The organism is Mucilaginibacter auburnensis (genome assembly GCF_002797815.1).
Taxonomy (GTDB): Bacteria; Bacteroidota; Bacteroidia; order Sphingobacteriales; family Sphingobacteriaceae; genus Mucilaginibacter; species Mucilaginibacter auburnensis.
The window spans coordinates 1839097-1860486 of record NZ_PGFJ01000001.1 but is presented as its reverse complement, the minus strand read 5'-3'; the positions used below and the strand labels follow the sequence as shown (position 1 = coordinate 1860486).

General features: G+C 40.9%; 16 protein-coding genes. 10 read left to right on the top strand and 6 right to left on the bottom strand.

Going from position 1 to position 21390, the window contains the following annotated elements; genetic code table 11:
• Nucleotides 1-7 precede the first annotated feature (7 nt).
• The gene (locus CLV57_RS08320; protein WP_100340845.1) at nt 8-904 is read left to right on the top strand and encodes a helix-turn-helix domain-containing protein; all 897 of its coding nucleotides are present in this window, start codon (nt 8-10) and stop codon (nt 902-904) included.
• Between the two features lie 148 nt (nt 905-1052).
• Entirely contained in the window at nt 1053-2042 is a 990-nt protein-coding gene (locus tag CLV57_RS08315) for an LLM class flavin-dependent oxidoreductase (RefSeq protein WP_100340844.1), read from the top strand.
• A gap of 18 nt (nt 2043-2060) precedes the next feature.
• Here CLV57_RS08315 and CLV57_RS08310 read toward each other — a convergent pair whose 3' ends face one another.
• A complete protein-coding gene (locus CLV57_RS08310) occupies nt 2061-3110 on the bottom strand; it encodes a PLP-dependent cysteine synthase family protein (protein ID WP_100340843.1) in 1050 nt (349 codons plus the stop codon).
• Between the two features lie 148 nt (nt 3111-3258).
• On the opposite strand from CLV57_RS08310, the gene CLV57_RS08305 reads away from it, so the two are divergent.
• From CLV57_RS08305 to CLV57_RS08295, 3 genes are all read left to right on the top strand, one after another.
• Nucleotides 3259-3720, top strand: coding sequence for an Lrp/AsnC family transcriptional regulator (locus tag CLV57_RS08305; RefSeq protein WP_100340842.1), 462 nt, complete (start codon nt 3259-3261; stop codon nt 3718-3720).
• A gap of 136 nt (nt 3721-3856) precedes the next feature.
• Nucleotides 3857-5059 (top strand): MFS transporter, encoded by a 1203-nt coding sequence (locus CLV57_RS08300; RefSeq protein WP_100340841.1) that lies wholly within the window; start codon nt 3857-3859, stop codon nt 5057-5059.
• A gap of 191 nt (nt 5060-5250) precedes the next feature.
• Complete coding sequence (locus tag CLV57_RS08295) at nt 5251-5841, top strand: hypothetical protein (RefSeq protein ID WP_100340840.1); 591 nt, start codon at nt 5251-5253, stop codon at nt 5839-5841.
• A gap of 381 nt (nt 5842-6222) precedes the next feature.
• On the opposite strand, the gene CLV57_RS08290 is transcribed toward CLV57_RS08295, so the two are convergent.
• Nucleotides 6223-7839, bottom strand: coding sequence for a M16 family metallopeptidase (locus tag CLV57_RS08290; protein WP_100340839.1), 1617 nt, complete (start codon nt 7837-7839; stop codon nt 6223-6225).
• A gap of 31 nt (nt 7840-7870) precedes the next feature.
• Complete coding sequence (locus CLV57_RS08285) at nt 7871-8839, bottom strand: site-specific integrase (RefSeq protein ID WP_100340838.1); 969 nt, start codon at nt 8837-8839, stop codon at nt 7871-7873.
• Between the two features lie 1194 nt (nt 8840-10033).
• On the opposite strand from CLV57_RS08285, the gene CLV57_RS08280 reads away from it, so the two are divergent.
• Entirely contained in the window at nt 10034-11287 is a 1254-nt protein-coding gene (locus CLV57_RS08280) for an AAA family ATPase (RefSeq protein WP_100340837.1), read from the top strand.
• Entirely contained in the window at nt 11277-11987 is a 711-nt protein-coding gene (locus tag CLV57_RS08275; protein WP_100340836.1) for an RloB family protein, read from the top strand. The genes CLV57_RS08280 and CLV57_RS08275 overlap by 11 nt, the downstream gene beginning before the upstream one ends.
• Before the next feature lie 187 nt (nt 11988-12174).
• Here CLV57_RS08275 and CLV57_RS08270 read toward each other — a convergent pair whose 3' ends face one another.
• The 3 genes from CLV57_RS08270 to CLV57_RS08260 form a co-directional block, all read right to left on the bottom strand.
• Nucleotides 12175-15372: a type I restriction endonuclease subunit R gene (locus tag CLV57_RS08270; RefSeq protein WP_100340835.1), complete on the bottom strand. Its 3198-nt coding sequence runs from the start codon at nt 15370-15372 to the stop codon at nt 12175-12177.
• An 83-nt stretch (nt 15373-15455) separates the two neighbouring features.
• Entirely contained in the window at nt 15456-17249 is a 1794-nt protein-coding gene (locus tag CLV57_RS08265; RefSeq protein ID WP_100340834.1) for a restriction endonuclease subunit S, read from the bottom strand.
• Complete coding sequence (locus tag CLV57_RS08260; protein ID WP_100340833.1) at nt 17246-18814, bottom strand: class I SAM-dependent DNA methyltransferase; 1569 nt, start codon at nt 18812-18814, stop codon at nt 17246-17248. The genes CLV57_RS08265 and CLV57_RS08260 overlap by 4 nt, the downstream gene beginning before the upstream one ends.
• A gap of 633 nt (nt 18815-19447) precedes the next feature.
• Here CLV57_RS08260 and CLV57_RS08255 point away from each other — a divergent pair.
• The 3 genes from CLV57_RS08255 (at nt 19448) to CLV57_RS08245 (ending at nt 21386) form a co-directional block, all read left to right on the top strand.
• Nucleotides 19448-19738: a helix-turn-helix domain-containing protein gene (locus tag CLV57_RS08255; RefSeq protein ID WP_100340832.1), complete on the top strand. Its 291-nt coding sequence runs from the start codon at nt 19448-19450 to the stop codon at nt 19736-19738.
• 107 nt (nt 19739-19845) lie between these two features.
• Nucleotides 19846-20181: a plasmid mobilization protein gene (locus CLV57_RS08250; protein ID WP_100340831.1), complete on the top strand. Its 336-nt coding sequence runs from the start codon at nt 19846-19848 to the stop codon at nt 20179-20181.
• Nucleotides 20178-21386, top strand: a complete 1209-nt coding sequence (locus CLV57_RS08245) for a relaxase/mobilization nuclease domain-containing protein (RefSeq protein WP_100340830.1) — start codon at nt 20178-20180, stop codon at nt 21384-21386. Before CLV57_RS08250 ends, CLV57_RS08245 begins: the two co-directional genes overlap by 4 nt.
• Nucleotides 21387-21390 lie beyond the last annotated feature (4 nt).

Sequence of the window (21390 nt, the reverse complement as noted above, 5' to 3'; positions counted from 1 at the left end):
TTAATGTGTGAAAGAGCCGTATTTGATCAACTCTATATCCGAGCAGCACCGGCTGCTCGGTCTGTCCAAACCTAAACACCCCTTAATCAGTGTGTTCACACATGAACATACGGATTATAGCCGTCTGATTGATCTGCAACACTTTACACTCAACTTTTATTGTATATCAATTAAAAAGGATTATGATGGCAAGTTGAAATACGGGCAGCGGCATTACGATTTCGATGAAGGGATGATGGCTTTTATATCACCCAACCAGTTGTTGATGAAACTCAATTCGGGCTCCAAACCACCGGGCGGCATGACATTGATGTTTCACCCGGACTTTATTGCCGGTACCGCCCTCGCGGCGAGGATAAAGAGCTTTCATTTTTTTTCTTATGAACTGCATGAGGCACTACACCTTTCAGAAAGTGAGGAAGCAGTGATAGAAGGCATCTTTAACAATATTGAGCAGGAATACCAGAGCGCAATAGATGGGTTTAGTCGCGATGTTATGATCACGCAGATCGAATTACTGCTGCAATATTGCAGTCGTTTCTATGCCCGGCAGTTCATTACCCGTAAAGTGGTTAATGATGAATTGCTTATCCGTATGGAAAACCTGCTGAATGGATATTTTGAACAGCACAAAGGCTTACCTTCGGTACAGGCTATAGCGGCAGAACTTAACCTATCTCCAGACTATTTGAGCGATATGCTGCGCAACCTGACTGGACAAACGGCCCAACAGCACATTCAGGCGCGACTCATTGAAAAAGCTAAGGAATTATTGAGCACCACTACCCTGCCGGTGAGCCAGGTAGCGTATCGCTTAGGGTTTGAGCATCCGCAATCATTCAATAAGCTTTTCAAAAATAAAACCCAACTATCCCCGTTGGAATTTCGCGCCAGCTTTAATTAATCTTTTACTAACTAACAGCCACGAGGAAAAAAACTACAAACCAAAGCAAGACCGCGTTAGAGTTTTGTGAGTTATACTCAATGAGCCTATTGCTATAATAGGAAATTAGCTTGACAGTTACTCAGGCCTAAGACGCTAATTTTGCAATATGGCTAACATTAAGTATTCGGTACTTGACCTGGCAACGGTTATTGAAGGATATACCATTGTCGACTCGTTTAAAAGCAGCGTGGCTAATGCGCAACAGGCTGAAAAGCTTGGTTACACCCGCTATTGGTTTGCCGAGCATCATAACATGATCAATGTGGCCAGTTCGGCCACCAGTTTGCTGATTGGTCATATCGCCGGAAAAACATCCACAATTCGTGTTGGTTCCGGTGGCATTATGTTGCCTAACCATTCGCCGTTGGTAGTGGCTGAACAGTTCGGCACACTGGAAAGTCTTTATCCGGGCCGCATAGACTTAGGTTTAGGGCGTGCGCCAGGCAGTGACCAAACCACCGCGTATGCCATACGCGGTGAGAATATGGGTGCCGCATTTCACTTTCCGGAGGATGTGGCCTCCCTGCAACATTATTTTGCCGGCGATCATCCAAATGGTGTGAGCGCCGTTCCCGGTGAGGGATTGGATATACCGATCTGGATATTAGGTTCAAGTTTGGATAGTGCACGATTGGCAGCGGCACAGGGTTTGCCGTATGCATTTGCCAGCCACTTCGCACCTGCTTATTTTTTGCAGGCGATAGAACTCTATCGCAAGAACTTTAAGCCATCCAGACATTTGGCAGAGCCTTACGTTATTGCTTGTGTAAATGTAGTGGCTGCAGATACAGATGCCGAAGCGGAATATTTAGCCACGTCGCTGAAACAATTATTTAAAGGCATTATCACCGGCCGCCGCCAGTTACTGCCACCGCCTGTTGACAGTATGGATGGCATCTGGAGCGTTGCCGAGCAGGAAGCAGCCATGCAAATGCTCACCTACTCCTTCTTTGGTAGTAAAGCTACTTTGCAATACCGCCTGGGTAATTTTATTGCCCAAACGGGCATACAGGAATTAATGGCTACAACGCATATTTTTGATCAGTCAGCCCGTTTAAAATCTTACAGGTTGCTGGCAGAAGTTTTGAATACGTAAATTTAAAGGTTCACCGCATTAAGAGGGCCACTCAAATTGCTTAAGCCTGCTAAATGACTGGTAATTTGTGAAACTGATGTCAGTAGAAACATAACCTTCTTTAGCGGGTTCATCCCGCATTAAGTCAGTACTTAAATATTTTTTATTGCTATCACAAAGCAATGTAACTACGTTGGCATCCGGCCCCAGCTCATTTGCCATTTTGATAGCTCCAATTACGTTGGCACCCGAAGATATACCCACTGCTAAACCCAGTTCGCGGGATAATTTCTGCGCCATAATGATGGCATCACCGTCTTGCGCCTGGATGACCGGATCCAACTCGTTCAATTTTACAATTGCCGGTATAAATTCATCAGAAATGCCTTGTATGCGATGACTGCCAACCTTATATCCTGTTGTCAACGTCGGCGATTCGGCCGGCTCAAGCGGACATACCAAAATAGATTTATCTTTCGCCTTAAAATAGTTTTTCACGCCCATAACGGTTCCCCCTGTACCCACACCCGCCACAAACGCATCAGGCTTGAGATTTTGTGCTGCCAGTTGTTGCCAGATCTCAGGAGCGGTTGTTCGCTCATGAGCTTCCGCATTATAAATGTTTTCGAACTGACGCGGAAGAAATACGCCGCCATTCAAAGCAAGTTTTTCGCTCAAACTTATGCTGCCTAAAAAGCCGCCTTCTTCTTTACTTACCAACATTATCTCAGCGCCAAGCGATTTGATAATATCCATTCTTTCTTTACTCAACCAATCAGGCATAATAATTTTAACCTTATGCCCCAATGATGTACCGATTGCAGAGAAAGCAATACCCGTGTTTCCAGATGTTGCTTCTATAATGGTATCTGTCGGCTGGATTTGGCCCAACTCGTATGCCCTATACATCATATAAAGCGCCATCCGATCTTTTATGCTGCCGGTAAGATTATAATTTTCGCATTTCACGTATATGCTGCCATTCTTCCCTTTAAACCGATAATTAAGTTTAAGAAGCGGTGTATTACCCACAAGATGAAATAAATGCTCAAACTTTGCGGTGATTGATTTTGATACCATTAACTCCATATTGCTATTTTATGTCAAATTTCTGCATTTCAAAAAAAAGCAACAATAAACTCTTTATTATTCCATAAATTTTATGGTTTTTATCAAAAAAGTTATAATTTTTTTTGATTTTTAATTAGTAAATTAGCGCTTAACCATAAATTTCAGCATGTTCAAACCAGATAAGACCGACTATGATATTATGCGCATTTTGCAGAGCAATTCTGATGTCACTACAAAGGAACTCGCATTCGATCTGCGCAAATCACTTGCAACCGTTCACGAACGGGTGAAGCGGCTTAAAAAAGAAGGTTATATCAGAAAAACTGTTGCGCTGTTAGATCGCAAAAAGATCAATAAAAATTTGATCGCCTTTAGTCACGTTCTGCTCAATGGTCATGCATTCGAAACTCTGGCCGCCTTTGAGAAAGAGGTTTCTAAATTTCCTGAAGTGATGGAATGTTATCAAATGACGGGAACATTTGACTTTATTTTACGTGTGGCCACCGAAGATATGGAAAGCTACCATGAATTTTACCGACACAAACTTTCCACCTTACCTAACATTGCTACAGTTCAAAGTTTCTTTGTAATGTCTGAGATCAAAAGCGAAACGGCATACCCCATCTAAAATTAATCACGCTGCTTCAACCTCTGTTTAGTTAGCTACCTATAAATTGAATTAACAATCTGCAATGTTAGCTGAACCTGCATTCTTACTTTAATCTAACAATCAGCGTAGCGCAGATGTGTACTTTTGCTGCGTCATGCTACCTGCTTCCAAATCAAAAGATCAGCGAATACCCACTATACTGGCATTTGCTTTATTACCTCTATCCGGTTTCGCTACCGATATATACATTCCCTCGCTGCCCAGCATGGGCATTGAATTACATGCCACCAGTTTGCAGGTGCAATTCACGCTTACGTTATTTTTGGTCAGTTACGGAGTTTCACAACTATTTTTGGGAAGTGTATTAGACGCTTACGGGCGTTATAAAATGAGCTTTATCTCAATACTGGTCTTCATAATTTCCAGCGTCCTTATCGCCGTTATTCCTAATATATATGTCATCTATGCTATGCGTATTGTGCAGGGTATCACGGTAGCCATTATTGTGATCGCGAAACGCGCTTATTTTGTAGACGTTTACGAAGGTGCGCGCCTCCAGCATTACCTCAGCATGTTCACCATAATATGGTCGGCCGGCCCTATTGTAGCGCCATTCCTGGGCGGATATTTTCAGCATTATTTTGGCTGGCAATCAAACTTTTATTTTTTGGCCGGCCTGGCAGCTGTAATCGCGGTTCTGGAGTATTTTTACAGTGATGAGACAATCCGTCATCGTACCGAATTCAACCTGAAAACTATTGCCGGCCTCTATGTAGAGATGATCAGAACCACTACTTTTAGCCTGGGTATCCTCATGTTATGCTTCGCCTATTCAATGGTCATTATGTATAACATGACCGGTCCGTTTATCATTGAACATCATTTTGAGCTTACGCCTGTTATAGCCGGGTATTGTTCGCTCATCCTTGGATTAGCGTGGATGGCGGGTGGCTTTATCGGGCGGGCATTAATCAACCGGCCCTTTTTTAGCAAATTACTGGTTAATGTTGTATTGCAACTCATCGTGGTGGTTTTGATGATACTTAGCAGTTATTTCTTATCTAACCTCTATATTATGGTATTTTTTGCCTTTCTGATTCATGTTGGCGCTGGATTTACCTATAATAATTACTTTGCTTATTGCCTGGGACGTTTTCCAAAAAATGCAGGCATGTCCGGCGGGCTAACCGGTGGACTGGTATATGTGATCCTCTCGCTCCTTACCTATTTGGTTGTTGCGGCTATACCAGCTAAAGATATGGCGCACCTGAGCTATAGCTACCTGGTATTTATTGCCTGTTCCCTTGCGGTAATGTTAGTGCTTACAAAGCTTAACCACCATCAATCAAGTACTTAAAAATAAACTCTTAAGCATTGCTTGTCATGACAGAAGCTATTATGCGAATAAACCTTGCTCTTGAATTCCACAAGTTTTATTGCACTGTAATCTGGTCTACCTCAAGCGCTTGTTTAAGCTAACCAACAATATGCGAGGTTCATTGTTCCTATAAGAACGTTGAGATTTAGCTGCCGTTCGCATATTATCCTATGAATATAAGTTTTAAGACGTTTTATTACACTTTTTTCGTAATTTGGGGAATCGTATGGCTATTTATAGCCTCACGTGTGGTTCTGATCCTGCAAGAAGTTGAACCACTCACGATTCACGACGTATACACGGATTCTTCAGGGCCTTCCGGTTTGGTTAAGGGTTATTATATAAAAAAATATCACCACGGCGGACCTGCGTTGATCAGAAACGGTTCAGATACCACAAGGGACTATGCCGGATTTACCCTGGCTAGACTTTTATATCCAACTAACCGTATCAATAAATCACGCACGGTTACTTTTTATGCAAAAATTGGTTCCGATCAAAACCACATTACGCCATTTGCTGCTACTGCCGGTACCGAGCCTGCGTCTAAATTGAGACTCATCATTGATGTAGTTGACTATTATTTGCTGAGCTACAGTTTTTTAACCATTGTTTTTTTTATTGGCTCAACGCTTCTGGGCGATATTTACAAACGTTTCAAAAAAAATCAGGATGTTACCGCTGAGGTTAAACAGGTTTATGATCGTTCTTATTTACAGGTTGTTGGAATGATCTCTTTCTTTCTGATGGTTTTAATATGATGACATGTGGAGGTAAATCCCACGGAGGAAAAAATAAAATGGCAAACTAGCGGATGACTGTTTTCTTTTTACTGTCCAATAATTTCATAATATCCTCCTGGCTGTATTAGAATATCCCTCTCCTATTTTGGTGTACGACAACGTTCCATCCAAACGAAGCTTTTGCAATGTATTGGGCGATATCTTTAAAAGGTTTCCACCAGGTAACTTTTCAGCCATTTCTTGGGTTCTTCTTTTTTGAGCCTTAACAAGTCCAAGTTTAAGTGCAAGAAAGGATTTATTGAATTCTGAATTAAAAGAAAAGCGTCCGCTTTTTCAAGGCGGACGCTCAAATTAGAAATTAACTATTATAAAGAACAAAAAGGCATTTGGTATTACTGGCTATTTGCTTTTTTCAGGCAGCAGTACCATACGTATAAAGTTTTTACCATTGAGATATTTGTTTGCCATTTCTTTAACATCAGCAGCAGTTACCCTGTCGACATATTGGCTATACTCATTTATAACATTAAGCGGTTCTTTATTCTGGACTTGGCTTACAATATAATTCTGCCAGAAGCTATTAGATTTTAGCTGCAACTCAATTGAACGCTGCGTTTCCGCTTTAAACTTATCTAAGTTAACCTGCTCCGGCCCGTTGGTTCTAACTTTTTTCACCTCATCAAGGGTAGATGCTATCAGTTTCTCTACGTTTTGCGGAGCGCAGCCAAATGAAACCGTTAAACTGAACCTGCCCTGCGGAATTTTACTTGTTGAAGCACGTATGCTGGGTGAATAAACCCCGCCCTCCTGCTCACGCAACCGTTCTATAAGTCTTAGCTGAATGTTTTCTTTTAAAGCATCCATTTTGACATTGTTAGCAAAGCTGTAGTCAAACAAACCGGAGAATACCAGGATCACGTTAGCCTTGGCTTCCGTTCCTTTATACACGGTTTTGCTTATTTGTCCTTCCGGGATATTGATATGCAGATCTTTAGCCTCTTCTTTCCTGTTCTTTGCAGGCAGGCTGGCTATATATTTCTCCAGCAGTGGCTTTATGGCTGTTGTATCTATGCTGCCTGTAAACACGAAAGTGAAGCCCGAAGCATCAGCAAAACGTTCTTTATAAATATTGAATGCTCTATCAAGGTTTATTTTATTCAAGGTAGCTACCGTTTGCGAGGCTCTACGGATGTTGTGATTGCTCAATACGGCATTAACTGTATCGTTAAATACGCTTGTCGGGTCATTCATTCTGTTAACGAGGGCCGCCTTTGAACGCGCTATAACGCCTTTAAACAAGGCCGTGTCTTTACGGGGTTGGGTAAGGTGAGCATACATCAGTTGCAATGCCGGTTCCAGATCGCTTACCGTGCTGCCGCCGTTTATAACCTGTTGTCTTTCGCCTATAGACGGGCGAACGCTGAGCTGTTTACCCGACAAATATTTAGACAACTGTGCGTTGTTGTAATTACCAGCGCCAAAAGACGGGATCATGTTAGCCGCATCAGCCGAGCGATATTCGGCATCGCTGTACAGCGAAGTACCACCTGCCGATACGCCGGTAAACAATATCTCATCGTTCCTGAAATCGGTGGGGTTTAATAATACCTTAATGCCGTTGCTTAATGTAATCGTTATTATATTAAGCTTTTTATCGTGCTGTGTTTTGATGATCTTTCCGGCAACCGGTGCTTTGCTTAACAGGCTTAAGCTGTTAGCTTCTTCGTGATATGCTGTTAAATTTTCTTTTTCTACAGATTTTATCCAACCCATAAAAACATCCTCAGTTGGCAAGGATGCTTTGTCTTTATCTGGCGCGGTAATAAGTATGTCGCGGCCGGCATCTTTAATAATTCCCTTTATATAGGCATTCAGTTCATCAAGGGTTATTTTTGAAAGAGCACCCTTAACCAGCGTATGTTCAAAATCAATACCCGGCGATGCCGTACCATGCAGAAAATACTGTACATACTCGTTAACATAGCTATCAGACCGTGTTTTGTTTTTTTCTTTCAATGCAGCCTCCGTCTGGTTTAGATAGGCAAGTTTAGCACGTTCCAGTTCCTGCCTGTGCTCTGATATTGCCTCGATACTTTTCCATTAAACTTTTAGCCTGTGACAACAACGGTACATTTACTGCCGTTGTCGTTTTTTGCCTGAAGGTTTTAATCCAAAGTTCACCGTCTGTTCCGGTGCATATATTCACCGGTCTAAGGTTCATAACATCAACAAAAGCAAGACCTGTATAGCAGCAAAACACAAATATGTCGCGAACAACACTTAAGCGAGGTAAGTCGAGCTCTTTTTCTTCTAGCCTGCTTAACTCTTTAGCCGTCAAAAATTCCTTTTCCACTTTCTTGTATTTTAGCGAGAACTTTTCGAAGGGGTCCTTTACGATCCATTCCAAACGATAAGCCAGGTTGATCATCTTTTTTAGCCGCTCAAGGTGCTTCATAATGCCATTATTTGTTAGTGGTTTTTGATGATCAAGCGGTTGATGGTTACGAAGAAAATTTTCGAAGTCCTGTATAAACTTGTAATTTAATTCAGAAAGAAAAAATGCTTTTCTTTTGTACTTCTTGAGGGTAAATTCGGAAAGATACCTTTGCGTTGTATAATAATTTTTCATGGTACCGGCAGCAAGAACACCCACAGATATTTCATTGTGATATTCCGCAATGTCAGTAATCGTATGCTCGTCGTCACCTGTTTTTAGAAATGCAGCCTTAATTATTTCCGCGGTGATTGTCTTTCGCTGAACCAGAAAGTCTTGATAGCATTCCCTAATCGACTGCCTGATATTGTCCAAATAAGTATTTATCTCTTTTCCTTCAGACGTATTATTCTTTCCCATTCCTTTAGCGCTGTCCCAACATTTAACACTAATATACCGCTTAGTGGCAACAAATATTTTTCTGCCATTTACCGTTATAGCTACATATATTGGAGCCTTCCCATCCCTGCATTTCTCCGTTCTTAAGTTAAAGTGCAGTCCAAAACTGTTTGTACTTTTCATACCATTTGATTTTATGTGATTACTTTTGATTATTTACCTATAAAAAACAGGCTCAAAAGTGGGTTCAAAATGGCTCAAAACCGGTCAAAAACACGCAATTTTGGACGGTTGTAACATACTGAATTACAGTACTTTAAGCCACATCCGAACACCTCAAATTTAGAATTTAAAAACAAGTGTTCGGATAGGTGAAGCACAAACTGCGGATATTTGATATAAATTGACGTTTTTGGGAAAATGCCATAAAGCAAAAAACCCTGTAAATCAAGAATTTACAGGGTTTTGATACTTATTGGTATCGCTGTCGGTCGGGATGGCAGGACGATAACCTATCCTTGTAAATTCCTTATTATCAACGTGCTATTTAAAACAAATCAAAGCAGGTGTTCACTTAGGTAACTACCTCTTTCATAATTAAAGATACACATTTAATTCTTGTTAAGCAAAAGCATTCGCTTGTTTTCAAGCCCTCTTTTAAGTTAATTTCGCAAAATACGTAAATGAATTATTGTTGGAATATCTTACTTGATAGCTTTAGTCGAAATATAAAGTAGGTTCGTAGTTAATCGGTGAAGATATGTACTTTGACTATTTTTAGTCCCTATCGCTTTAATGTCAGGGATTTCGAAAAGTGGCCTCGCTAAAGTCCCGCTCAAATCAATTTAGATCATCTCATATTGCTGGTGAAAATATATTGCGGATCTTCTTATACCTTAATTTGACTTCTAAGTAAAATTATTTGCAAGTAAAGCGCTATCTGCCAGGCTTGTCTTATCCAAACTACGAAAGCGGTGCTCAACTTTAGGTTATAATGGCTTAAAATCGAGTTTTAACTAAACTATGGCATCCAGCATTAATTACGAGAATTCGCATCAGGTGTGAAAAATACCTTGGCATCCTAGGGTAGGCCTAAATTCATATCGAGGTAGATTGGGCTGTAAAACAGAAGCTGAAATTTGTCTATTATTGCTGGGTACTTGAGTTGCCACTCAAAGTAACTCCTGATGAGATGCGTGTTTCACAGTTAGCAGCGCCTAATTCGGACGGTTAATAGACGGGTGAGCAACAAGAAACATTCAATTGAAGTCACAAGTAATTCCTATATGAATGCTTAAGTATTTTTAAATTGAAAATTCTTTATTTGAATTTTAGTCCGAAGTTGCTTAATTTCGTAGAAAAATCTCAGCAGCGCCTATGTTCATAGAATTTAAAGTTTGTAATTATCGCTCTATTGGTGAAGAACAAATATTGAGCTTAGTGCCTGCGCCCAAACAGCGTGATTATCTAGACAATATTATAGACGATGGTAAAAATCAGTCACTTAATGTTGTGGCGATATACGGAGCAAACGGTAGTGGCAAAAGTAACATCCTTTCTGCAATTAAGTTGTTTAAGCAAATTATCCGTCATTCGGCGCACTCTCAGTCAATATCGACGTTGAAGTATGATCCATTTTTATTGCGGGAAACTTGGAGCGAAAAACCGACCAGCTTCGAAATGACCTTTTCCATCGAAGGTGAACGTTATCGCTATGGTTTTGAATATAACGAGGCAACTGTATTAAAGGAATGGTTATTCCGAAAGGCGGTTGGTCGTGAGGTCGCTTTATTTGAGCGGGAAGGCGATATTATTCAGCCGAGTTCAGGATTACGAGCGAAAACCAGACTAATTAGCCATGCAATCGATGCTACTAAGCATAACGCATTATTCCTTTCAACTTGTGATATGTTTAATGTCGACGAGGCTAAATATATTTTCGAGTGGCTGTTTCGCTCATTACATATTGATGGCTTGAAAACGGAGCAACATGGTACAGAACGATTATTTATTGACGGAGGATTCCAGCAACAGATTAATGACTATCTGGTTCGCTTAAAGTTGGGGCCCGTTAATTTCGACGTAATAAAAGAAGAAACCGGCGGTGGTAAAGTAACTTATGAAATCTATTCGATTCATAAACATTATGATGTAGATGGGAGACCACTTAATGGCCAATTGAGCTGGAGCATGATGGAACGTGAATCAAGTGGCTCAATCAAAGCATTTCAGATGGGTGGTCCAATTGTTTACGCACTAAGTACCGGAGGTAGTTTATTTATAGATGAGATTGAGGCGAAAATGCATCCGTTGATAACGCTGGATACCATTGACCTTTTTTTAAACAAAGAAACCAATCCCCATAACGCCCAACTCGTCTTTGCTACACATGATACCAATCTACTGACATATGCCAAGCTCCGCCGAGATCAGATCTATTTTGCAGAAAAAAATAATTGGGAGTCAACCGAGATTTATTCGCTATCTGACTTTACTTATATGGGTGAGAAAGAACGTGTAGATTCGGATAAAGAGAAAAGATATATCGAGGGGCGTTATGGTGCAATTCCTATGCTAACCTCTGTAGGCGAATTTAAACCTCATCGCAAAGGGTCCGACCATGGCAAGTAGAGGTGTCGTTAAAGGTAGAGACTCCAAGGATGAGTTAAGCCGGCCGGTTAGACACCGGAAATATCTTTACCGCTTCCTTATAATTTGTGAAGATGAAAATACGGAGCCGGCCTATTTTCGCGCGTTTAAACAACAAATCCCTGATGAAACCATCTATTTATTAGAAATCGGTACTGGGCTTGATCCTCTTGGTGTCGTTCAACGCGCCGTCAAAGAAAGAGATGATCTCGCATTGGAATCACGTAAAACGGTAGATGAAGTTTGGGTCGTATTTGATAAAGATGATGCAGATCAAAATGATACTAAGATAAAAAGGTTCGAACAAGCATTTTCATTGGCGGAAGCCGAACAATTTAAACTCGCATATAGTAACGAAGTGTTTGAGTTATGGCTTTTGTTGCATTTGGAAGAAGTTGATCCTAATACTGCCTTACCAAGAAAGGAAATCTACGAGCGGTTACAAAAAAAAATCGGTTCAATTAATGGACATGAGGGATTTGAATATAAGCACGGAAATGCCTCCATATTAAAAAAAATTGCAGACTTAGGCGACCAGGCAGCAGCAATGAAACGAGCAGTAGCATTGCAGAAGCATCATGGCAGCAAAGCACCAATTTCTTCGAACCCAGTGACATTTGTCTATCGGTTGGTCAAACAACTAAATGAGCTTATCGCATGGTATAGTTATAAAGAGGATTAGATCAATAATGATTGCACACCTCTGCAACTAAACGCAAATTAACTTTACAGTATTTATCAACTTAGATTATATCCGCGTATGCTCGAACGTAGCGTGTCAACAGTTGCATTGGGCTAAAAAAGGCTTTGACCCTTAATTCCATTTGTGAAGTAAATTCAAAAACGTTTAACTAAAGCATTGCCATCTACTAAGAGCTGTACACCGATCCTAAGTTACCGTCAGGATAAGTTGTATATATATGTTGATAAACACTCATAGACTTAGAGTGCACATCAGGATCTGTGTAAACGGTTTGCGGTAACCACTGCAATGAATCATAGATAAACGTTTTAACTTGCGCTTTTAGTTGGCCACTTTCACGCCATCTATCAATGCGCAGCTTTTCTGCCTTCAGGGTATTAAGCATTTTAACAGCTATCACTTTTACTTCCTGCGTTTCCTTTTTATTCAAGTCTTTGCCTGTTCTTAATAAATCAAAAATAGCTAATGATTCTTGGTCCAAATTTTCCCGGAAGGCTCTCGCATCTTCTGCGGTAAGACTTGCTAGGTAGGCCATCAGCTTGTCAAAAGCTATTTTGGTATCAGCAAGATTCTTTCCCTTGTTATAACCTTCGATAATTTCCTTATATCGATCGTAGAACTCCAGCCGCAATGGATTTTCTTTCATCATTTGCTCCAGCTTTTTTTCAATCGCTTTCTGCAAATCGTAAACGAGTGCATTTTTTCTCGGCACTTTAGCAAATGCAGCTTTTAGTTTATCAAAGTCTAGTTTAGCTAAATCGATATATACACCGTCGCTTTCTTCTACTCGGTTAGGTATTACAACCGCGACACTTTCATTTACCAATTGCTGCAATTCCATCATTATGGAAGTGACGTCGGCAGCCTTTGTTTGTTGGTTAAGCTGACCATAAATAGCATCAATAGCGTTAAACTCGCGAATAAATGGCTTAACCTCTACTTCGGGATATAAAGCGTGATATTTTCTAAACACCTCACGCGCCATAACCTCAAATTTTGAGCGCGAAGCTTCGTTCAAGCAAATGCAATCCATTGCTTTTTTTATGTTTGCAATTTTCTCCATAGGCTTAGGTGTGCCATCACTAAGTACGCCCAACTCAAATCCAAGTTCATGCAAGTATCCGCGCAGCTGCTTAATCGTTTCGCCTAATTCTTCAGCCATGGAGGCCAACAATTCAAACGGTCGTTCTTTTGCTTCGTTTTTTACTTTGGTGCTACCTTTGTCACCTTCACCATAGACTGAGTAGGCTTTCTCTAATTGCTCATAAACATTGCCATAATCAACAATTAACCCGTTTTCTTTTTCGTCATCATAAACTCTGTTAGCCCTCGCAATGGTTTGCATTAATGTATGGCCGTTGATTGGTTTATCCAAATAAACGGTTGATATACAAGGTGCATCAAAACCAGTAATCCACATCGCACAAACTATAGCTAGCCTAAAAGGGTTGTCTTCGTCTTTAAATTCTTTTTCAAGATCACGCTCAACAATTTTCTTTCTATGGGGAGCTATTTCAAGGTTCAGCTTTCTGAATTTGTCCACTTCATTTTGCTCTGAACTTACGATAACACAGACTTCTGTTTTGTCTACCTTTTGCAACTTCCGTTTTAGATATTGTTGTTCTTCAATATCAGGTGCTTTCGTGATTCTTACCTTAAGGTTAGCAATGTATAGCTGCCAGTGCTTCATAATTAAATCATACATACGCACAGCAGTTGGTTTGTCCAGTGTGACTAACATCGCTTTTCCCTGATATCCACGCTCATTAAAATGCCAAACAAGATCTTTCGCAATATCTTCCAATCTTGGCTCGGCCGTTAATATGGCGTATTCCTTTTTAAAAAGATAAGCCAGTTTACGTTTCTGATCATCATCGATATCTTCATTTTCCAGTACTGCCGCCATCCGATTATCTAATACCGGATTTTCAATGGTTAGCTTTTCGCCCCTATTTAGGTAACGCAAGGGAAGGGTTGCACCATCTTCAATGGCACGCTTAAAATCATAAGTAGAAACGTACTCACCAAATATGTTCTTGGTCAGTTCTGCTTCATCTTTTATAATCGGTGTGCCTGTAAAACCAAGATAGGAGGCATTTGGAATTCCATAAAATCGCATATTGCGCGCAAAGGTGCCTGCTTGAGTACGGTGCGCTTCATCAGAAATAACAATGATATTTTTACGATCGGTTATGAGCGGATATTCTGTCTCAATCCTTGGGTCGATCGAAAATTTATGAATTAGCGAGAAAACATAACGATGATTTTCTTTGAGTAATTCGCGTAAATGATCACGGCTTTTAGCTACAACTTCTTTGCTCGTTGTTGCACCTACACCTGTAAACGTATCATATAGTTGGCGCTCCAGTTCACTTCGATCCACTACAATCAGGAAAGTATAAGAGCCACCAAATTTACGGTGTATCTTCTGACAGATGAACACCATTGAGTAGCTCTTACCGCTGCCCTGTGTATGCCAGAACACCCCAAGCTTTCCTTTCAACTCGTCAATGCTTTTTGCTTTATCAATAACTTTATTTACGCCAATGTATTGGTGGTTCTTCGCCATGATCTTCACTACGTCGCCGCCGCTGTCATCGAACAGCAGGAAGTTTTCGAAGATGTCCATGACGTTGTCTCTGGAGCAGGTACCACGTAATATAGTATCCAAATTTACAATGCCTTCTTCATCCTCCGTGATTCTCTTCCATTCCAAGAAGTATTGGTAGGGACTGGTTATCGTACCTACTTTGGCATCGGTACCATTACTAAGTAGCACAAAAGCATTGCAATGAAAAACGTGAGGGATGGTGTCTTTATAATCATTTAAGTTATCCGTATAAGCATGTCGCAAATCGGTGTGGTGAGCTTTAAGCTCAAAGAATATTAATGGTATGCCATTTACAAACCCTATAATATCCGGCCTGCGGTTATATAGTTCACCTGCAACTTCCAATTGCCGGATTGCCAAAAAATCGTTGTTGCTGTAATTTTCAAAATCAAATACACGGAGATCGCGCTTTTCCAGTTGGCCTACCTTATTGGTATAACTAACCGGCACACCGTCTCTCAATAGCTTGCTCTTTTCTTTATTGATTCTGCCCAGTGTTTTATCTGCACTCTTTTGCTCTATTTGTTCGATGGCTTGCTGGTAGGCAGATTCAGGCAGGCCTTTATTTAGTTCTTTTAATGCAGCCAGCAAATTCCGCTTTAGGATTACCTCGCCTTTATGTTCGCGACCCAATAAACCGTTGTCCCCAAAGGTTTCCTTTTTCCAGGCAGTTTTCACCGTCCATCCAAGTTCTTCTAAAACTTCGTGAGTGGCAGATTCTATTAAGGCATCTTCAGAATATTCGTAGCTCATTACGTTTGGTTTAGGAGTATCTTTTAATTTGTCATCTTTACAATTAGAAGAAGATCTGAACCCTCTCAAATATATCGATAGTTTTAATACTGAAATATTGTTGGCAGATAGGTTATTGCTCGCTGAATATTTGCATCATTAAAAATCTCACGTTCAAGTTTAGCGTTCCATTCCGGCTCTTTCTTTAAAACATTTTTCACCGCTTCAACTGTAAACGGTTCATTTTTCTCATTCAGTTCTAGTAAAGAATTATCGACGGTAGCGAAAAGTTCTAGGTCGTCATTCGATTTGTATTTAAACTGCTCTTCCAGCCATGTAAGGTATTCGATATTCCAATATTTTTCGAAGTATGGCTTGGCTCCTTTGATATTTGGCCCAGCAACGAAACCTGTAAGCTGCCCGTTTTTTTTATCTATTACATAACCGTTATCATGTGCAATTTTTTCTGATCCACCATATTTTGTTTTAGGGTTATAAGGCCCTGCCGCTTTACGCAAGTAATCTTTGATCTGATCATCGGCATGGCGATGAAATAAGTAAGAAAGCTTGGTATAGCGCATTCTGCCAAGCGGATATTTTTCATTGCCAAACCGGTCGGTAAGCATTGATATTAAAATAGCTTCTTTGAACTGCGGAGCTGCTTGCTTTTGCGTTGCTGTATCGAGCTGGATAATTTTTGCTGCTGGTTTGGTTTCTGCAACTGTTACGTTGATAGTGCCATTCATCAAGAGAGGTAAAAGAATATCGCGGGCTTCTTTGAGGCGACGATTTTGACTTTCTAATTTAGCTTTTTGTGCAAATAGTGGCTCAACAGAATTAAAGTGATTATTTAGAATATTCTTATTCGGCAAATAAACTTTTAGGTTCCTTAAATCCTTGATGTTTAACATTGTCATATTCGTCCCACCTTTTTTTAAAGAATACAAAAGTGCTTGGCCTTCATCCGAGTCGAGAAATTGAAACACATAAAGTCCTATTTCCTTTGACTGTCCTCGGAAAATTGAAATGTGCTGATCAATAGGATGAATGTCGTCCTGACCTTTATAAAAATGACACCTTCCAATGGTCCCTTCGCCTAAACTATTTATGAGTAAGTCGCCATCTTTTGCCCATTTCTCTTCAGGAATCCAATTGCCGCCTTTATATTCTTTAAAATGTTGTTCTTCTAAAAAAACACCCTTATTAGCTTTCTGATTAATTGCCCAAATCCCGCTACCCTCTTCGTAAATAGGTGTAACCCCTCTTCCCAGATAACTAGCGATGTCTTTCATTTCGTATTCAATAAGATCGTCACCCTCGTGATTAATCCTATTGAAGAGTATCTTTGCAATCTCACAATATAGCTTTATTCGCTTTTGGTTATTTTCTATTAAATCATCGTAAGCGGATAATATTTGTCCAATTTTGACTTGGATTGATTTATTAACTGGAACTTTTAACTTAATACTAGAGAATGACGATTTCGATACATTCTCTCTTCCAGATGCCGTACCGGAATCCAAGCTTTTAAGCTGTTCTAGATTGTACTTTAAAACGTAATAAACAAACTCTTCATCATAGAATTCATTTGGAACAACAGCATTTACAGCTTGGTTTACAAAACAATCAGAATGGGCCTTGGTCATTTTTTTGCCAATACTTCCAATGGTTACCACGCAGGTAGCGCCTTTGGGAATCAGACTATTTTTATACTTCTTGAATCCTAACTCGGAATAACATTCTTCAGGGTTATAAGTATACTTTTGTTCTTCTGAAATATCCGTTGGCTTGATAAAAATCGTGTGGTTGCCGTACAATTCTGGGTGCTTTCGCGGTGGTGTATTGCCGGTAATTACTCTGCCTAGATCTGCGACAAAAACTTCTTTCCACTCACTCATATCAGCTCTTTTAAGTTACCAGCAATTACCTTACTTAACGCTATTGCTTCTCCATTCAAAGCATCCAACTCTTCCTGTATTTTCAATAAGCGCGCCTGGTAATCAAAATCCTCATCCTGGGCAAGAGGCACACCTACATAACGGCCAGGTGTAAGGCTATGGTCATTAGCTGCTACTTGTTCAACGGTTACAATCTTGCATAAACCTTCAATGTCACGGTATTTACCATCTGGAAAGCGCTCATGAAACCAAGTGTTGTCTGCACGCACACTCGGCATCTCGCCACGGTACAGTTGCATAATGGCCGTTAGCCCTTCCAACTGGTCTTCGCTGAAATCATTAATAGTGGTGCTTACTTTCCTGTACACATTCCGGGCATCCAGCATTAATATTTTCCGCTTGTTTTCTGGCCGCTTTCCCTTGTCATAAAACCAAAGGTGACACGGCAGGCTGCGGGTATAGAAAAAGTTATTGGAAACAGAAACAATACAATCTACCACTTCACTTTCAATCAGTTGATGCCGAATGAGCTTTTCACTATGCCCAGCATCAGTTGCAGAAGAAGCCATTACAAAACCGGCCCGCCCTGTCGGGTTCAGGTAGCTGTAAAAGTATTGCATCCACATATAATTCGCATTATCGCTCTTGGGCAAGCCAAAAGGCAGCCGTTGGTCTTCCTTTACAAATTCGCGTCCTTTATCCACCTTGTTTACATTAAACGGCGGATTGGCCATCACAAAATCGCATTTTTCAAACAGGTGGTGCGGGTCGCTGTAAAAGCTATTAGCCTCGATGATCTTCCCTTCGATACCGTGTATGGCTAGGTTGATCTTCGCAAGCTTGGTATTGTTAGTTTTCTGCTCAGTGCCGTAGCACTTAATAGCTTCGTTTATGCTCTTATTCGTATGATCTTTTATAAAGTACCCGGTTTGTACAAACATACCACCCGATCCGCAGGCAGGATCATGAATAATGCCGTGATCGGGCCGAATGAAATTGACGATTAGTTGTACAAGACTTGGCGGTGTGAAGAACTCGCCACCTTCCTGCGCACCCGCACCCTGCATTGAGAATTTCATCAAGAAGTATTCATAGATACGGCCAAATACATCGCCGGTTGCCTTCTTCACCGCATCTTTATTAAATACACGGATCAGATCACGTAACAAATCAGCTTCAAATTCCTGATAGTTCTTGGGAAGATTTCCTTCAAGGTCCGGATATTCCGCTTCAATCTGCTTCATTGCACCATTTATGGCCTCAGCAATATTGTTACTCTCCGGCAATGCTGCAAGATATTCGTATTGCGCTTCTTGTGGCAGCATTATTGCCCCCACTGCTAAGTAATCTTCTTTTGTAGCGGCCCGCTTGCCTCTTGGTCCGTTAGGTATCGCAGCTTCTACAACAGGTTTTGCTTCTTCGTATTTGTTCTGTGCAAACCGGAGCAACACTAATCCCAGTACGGGATCTTTATATTCAGCCGCAGTCAACTTGCTATTTGCACGTAGCGAGTCGGCAGCGTCCCAAAGTTCTTTTTCTAATTGCTTAATTTGTTCCTGAGTCATTTATTTCGTTATCGCGCATCAAATTTGATAAAAATAATGAGATCGCGGATTTATAAGACAAAATATTAAAAATATCAAATCTTCGATAAATAATATAGTTATGAGATTCTTTATCGCCTTAAAATGACGCTCCAAGTAAGTTTCTTTAAAGCAAGCCAGTTTTATGCTTGTGATATTAGTTTACAGCAAGCTTTCGAAAGTCCTTGACCGCAAATCGTTACAGAGATTTGCTATTGGGTTTATGTAGTTCAAAATCATGTGTACACGCTGCGAAGTACATACTGTTGAAAAACATGCATTAATTAATCATTGCATCCCCTACACAGATGAAACGCTGAGTTATATCCGACTAGGATAAACTCGGAGTAAATTCCAATTTCTTCAACTCATTTTTGTATAAAACATCCTACCTCGTACATGAGGTGTGATATTTATTTATATCAGGTCAGCACCTTTGTACTTAAACAAACGCAGAGCGAAAAAGCCCCCAAGGTGTGTGCAGGTTGTCAGCTATTCTTAAAGTAAGGGTACAACTTTGTTGCAGGGGTACAAAATGGGTACAACAAAAGTTGTACTTGTAAGGCATCTGACAAGAATTTAGGTTTGAGTTTTAAGATAAGTAAATGAATAATTATGGCAGCAGAAATCATCACGAAGGAAGACTTGCAGGAGTTCGGCGAACGACTGCTTAGTCAAATGAAAGCGCTGATCAGCGGCGGTTCAAATGAAGAACCAAGGAAGTTTCTAAAGAGTTATCAGGTCAAGAACCTGCTCAAGATTTCCAGCAATACTTTACAAACGCTCAGGGATAATGGCACCATTCCCTTCACTAAGATCGGCGGTATCCTGTATTACAATTACGAGGACATCATGAAGGTTTTAAAGGGTGATGTTAAGAGCAAGCGTATCAGTTTCAGTAAATAGAAGTGTGTTCAGCGTTTAGGAGGAGCAAGCCATGTTTTCGCTACGCTTAAACGGCTTGCTCCTTCGGAGTTAAGCAAGATTTTGCACTTCGTTTAAAATCTAAGATCATGGGAAGACCAGCTTTACAGGAAGAGGATAAAAGAATCATTCAGGTCAATATCCGGCTGACAAAAGAAGAGAACGAGATGGTTTGTAACTATGCCCAGGCATCGGCAATGACACCAGCCAACTGGATCAGGCAGAAAGCTTTTACCGGCAGGTTCCCTGCCATAAAGCTCTCACCGATCAATGCTGCACTTTACCGGGAGCTGCATAAGATCGGCGTTAACCTGAACCAGGCGGTTAAGCAACTCAATGCTGGTAAACTATCACCAGCATTCGTGACCATTCTAACCGCTTTGATCAAAACCCAGAAGGATATACTTAACTGCTTAATGAAATGACAGCGGATCAGGTAAAAGGAAAAGGATTCAGGGGCGCATTACGCTACAACCTGCAAAAGGTTGAGCATGGTGCGGCCAAGTTCCTGGATATGTCTTTTACATCGGGCAAAGAGGATTCTATCATGCGTGAAGTGGCTTTGGTCAGAATGTTAAGACCCAACCTCCAAAAGTACTTCTATCATACCTCGCTCAACTTTCCGCCAAACGAGAACCTGGGTGATGAACAAATGAACATTATTGCAAATGAATATTTGAACAATATGGGATTTGACCAGCACCAGTATGCCATCTTCCGGCATTACGATGCCGATCATCCGCACTTGCATATCCTTGTCAATCGTATTGGCTACGACGGCACAGTCGTTTCAGACAGCAAGGACTATCTGCGCAGCGAGCAGGTGCTTAGAAAGCTGGAAAAGCAGCATGGCTTGACAGAAGTAATATCGAGCCGGCAAGCGCAGGAAAGGGCAATGACCAAGAATGAATTAGAAATGATGAAACGAACGAATGTGCCGTCCTCCAAAATGCAGTTACAGGAGATCATCAAAGACGTGCTCAGTAGGAAGCCGGATGCAGCACAATTTATTCAGGTGCTGGAATCTAAGGGAGTTAACGTATTATTTAACCAGGCCAGCACCGGCTTCGTAAGCGGTATATCCTACGGCTATGAAGGAATGCAGTTCAAAGGTGCTCATTTAGGCAATGCTTATAAATGGCAAGCTATTAAAAATGCTATCAGTTATGAACAAGAAAGAGATCGCACAGCAATTCACCAGACAAATGTTAGGACAAGAGACTGGCAACGATCAACAAGAGCAGGTGAATCCACTACAAGAGGAACAGCAGTTGGAATTGACGCAGATACAAAAGTTACTGCCGGAAATAGAAAGGCTATACAGCAAAGCACTGGAAAACTACAGGATCAGATCAGAGCAAAAGATAGCAGACACCAGCAGGCGGCTGGAGCTGATGGACAGCCAGGCAACCAATCTGGCATTCCAAATCAAAAGTATCGTGTACAGCGCGGAACAGATATCCAAAGCCAACAACAAGGTAGGCAGCAGGTGGGTCATCAGGCTTTACCTGGTGGCGATCTTATCGGGAGTTTGCTCGGCACTGATCACCCTGCTGGTGATATGGATCAAAGTGCATTGAATGAGTTCAAACGTAAGCGTAAAAAGCGAAAAGGGCAAAGATTAGGTTAGTAAT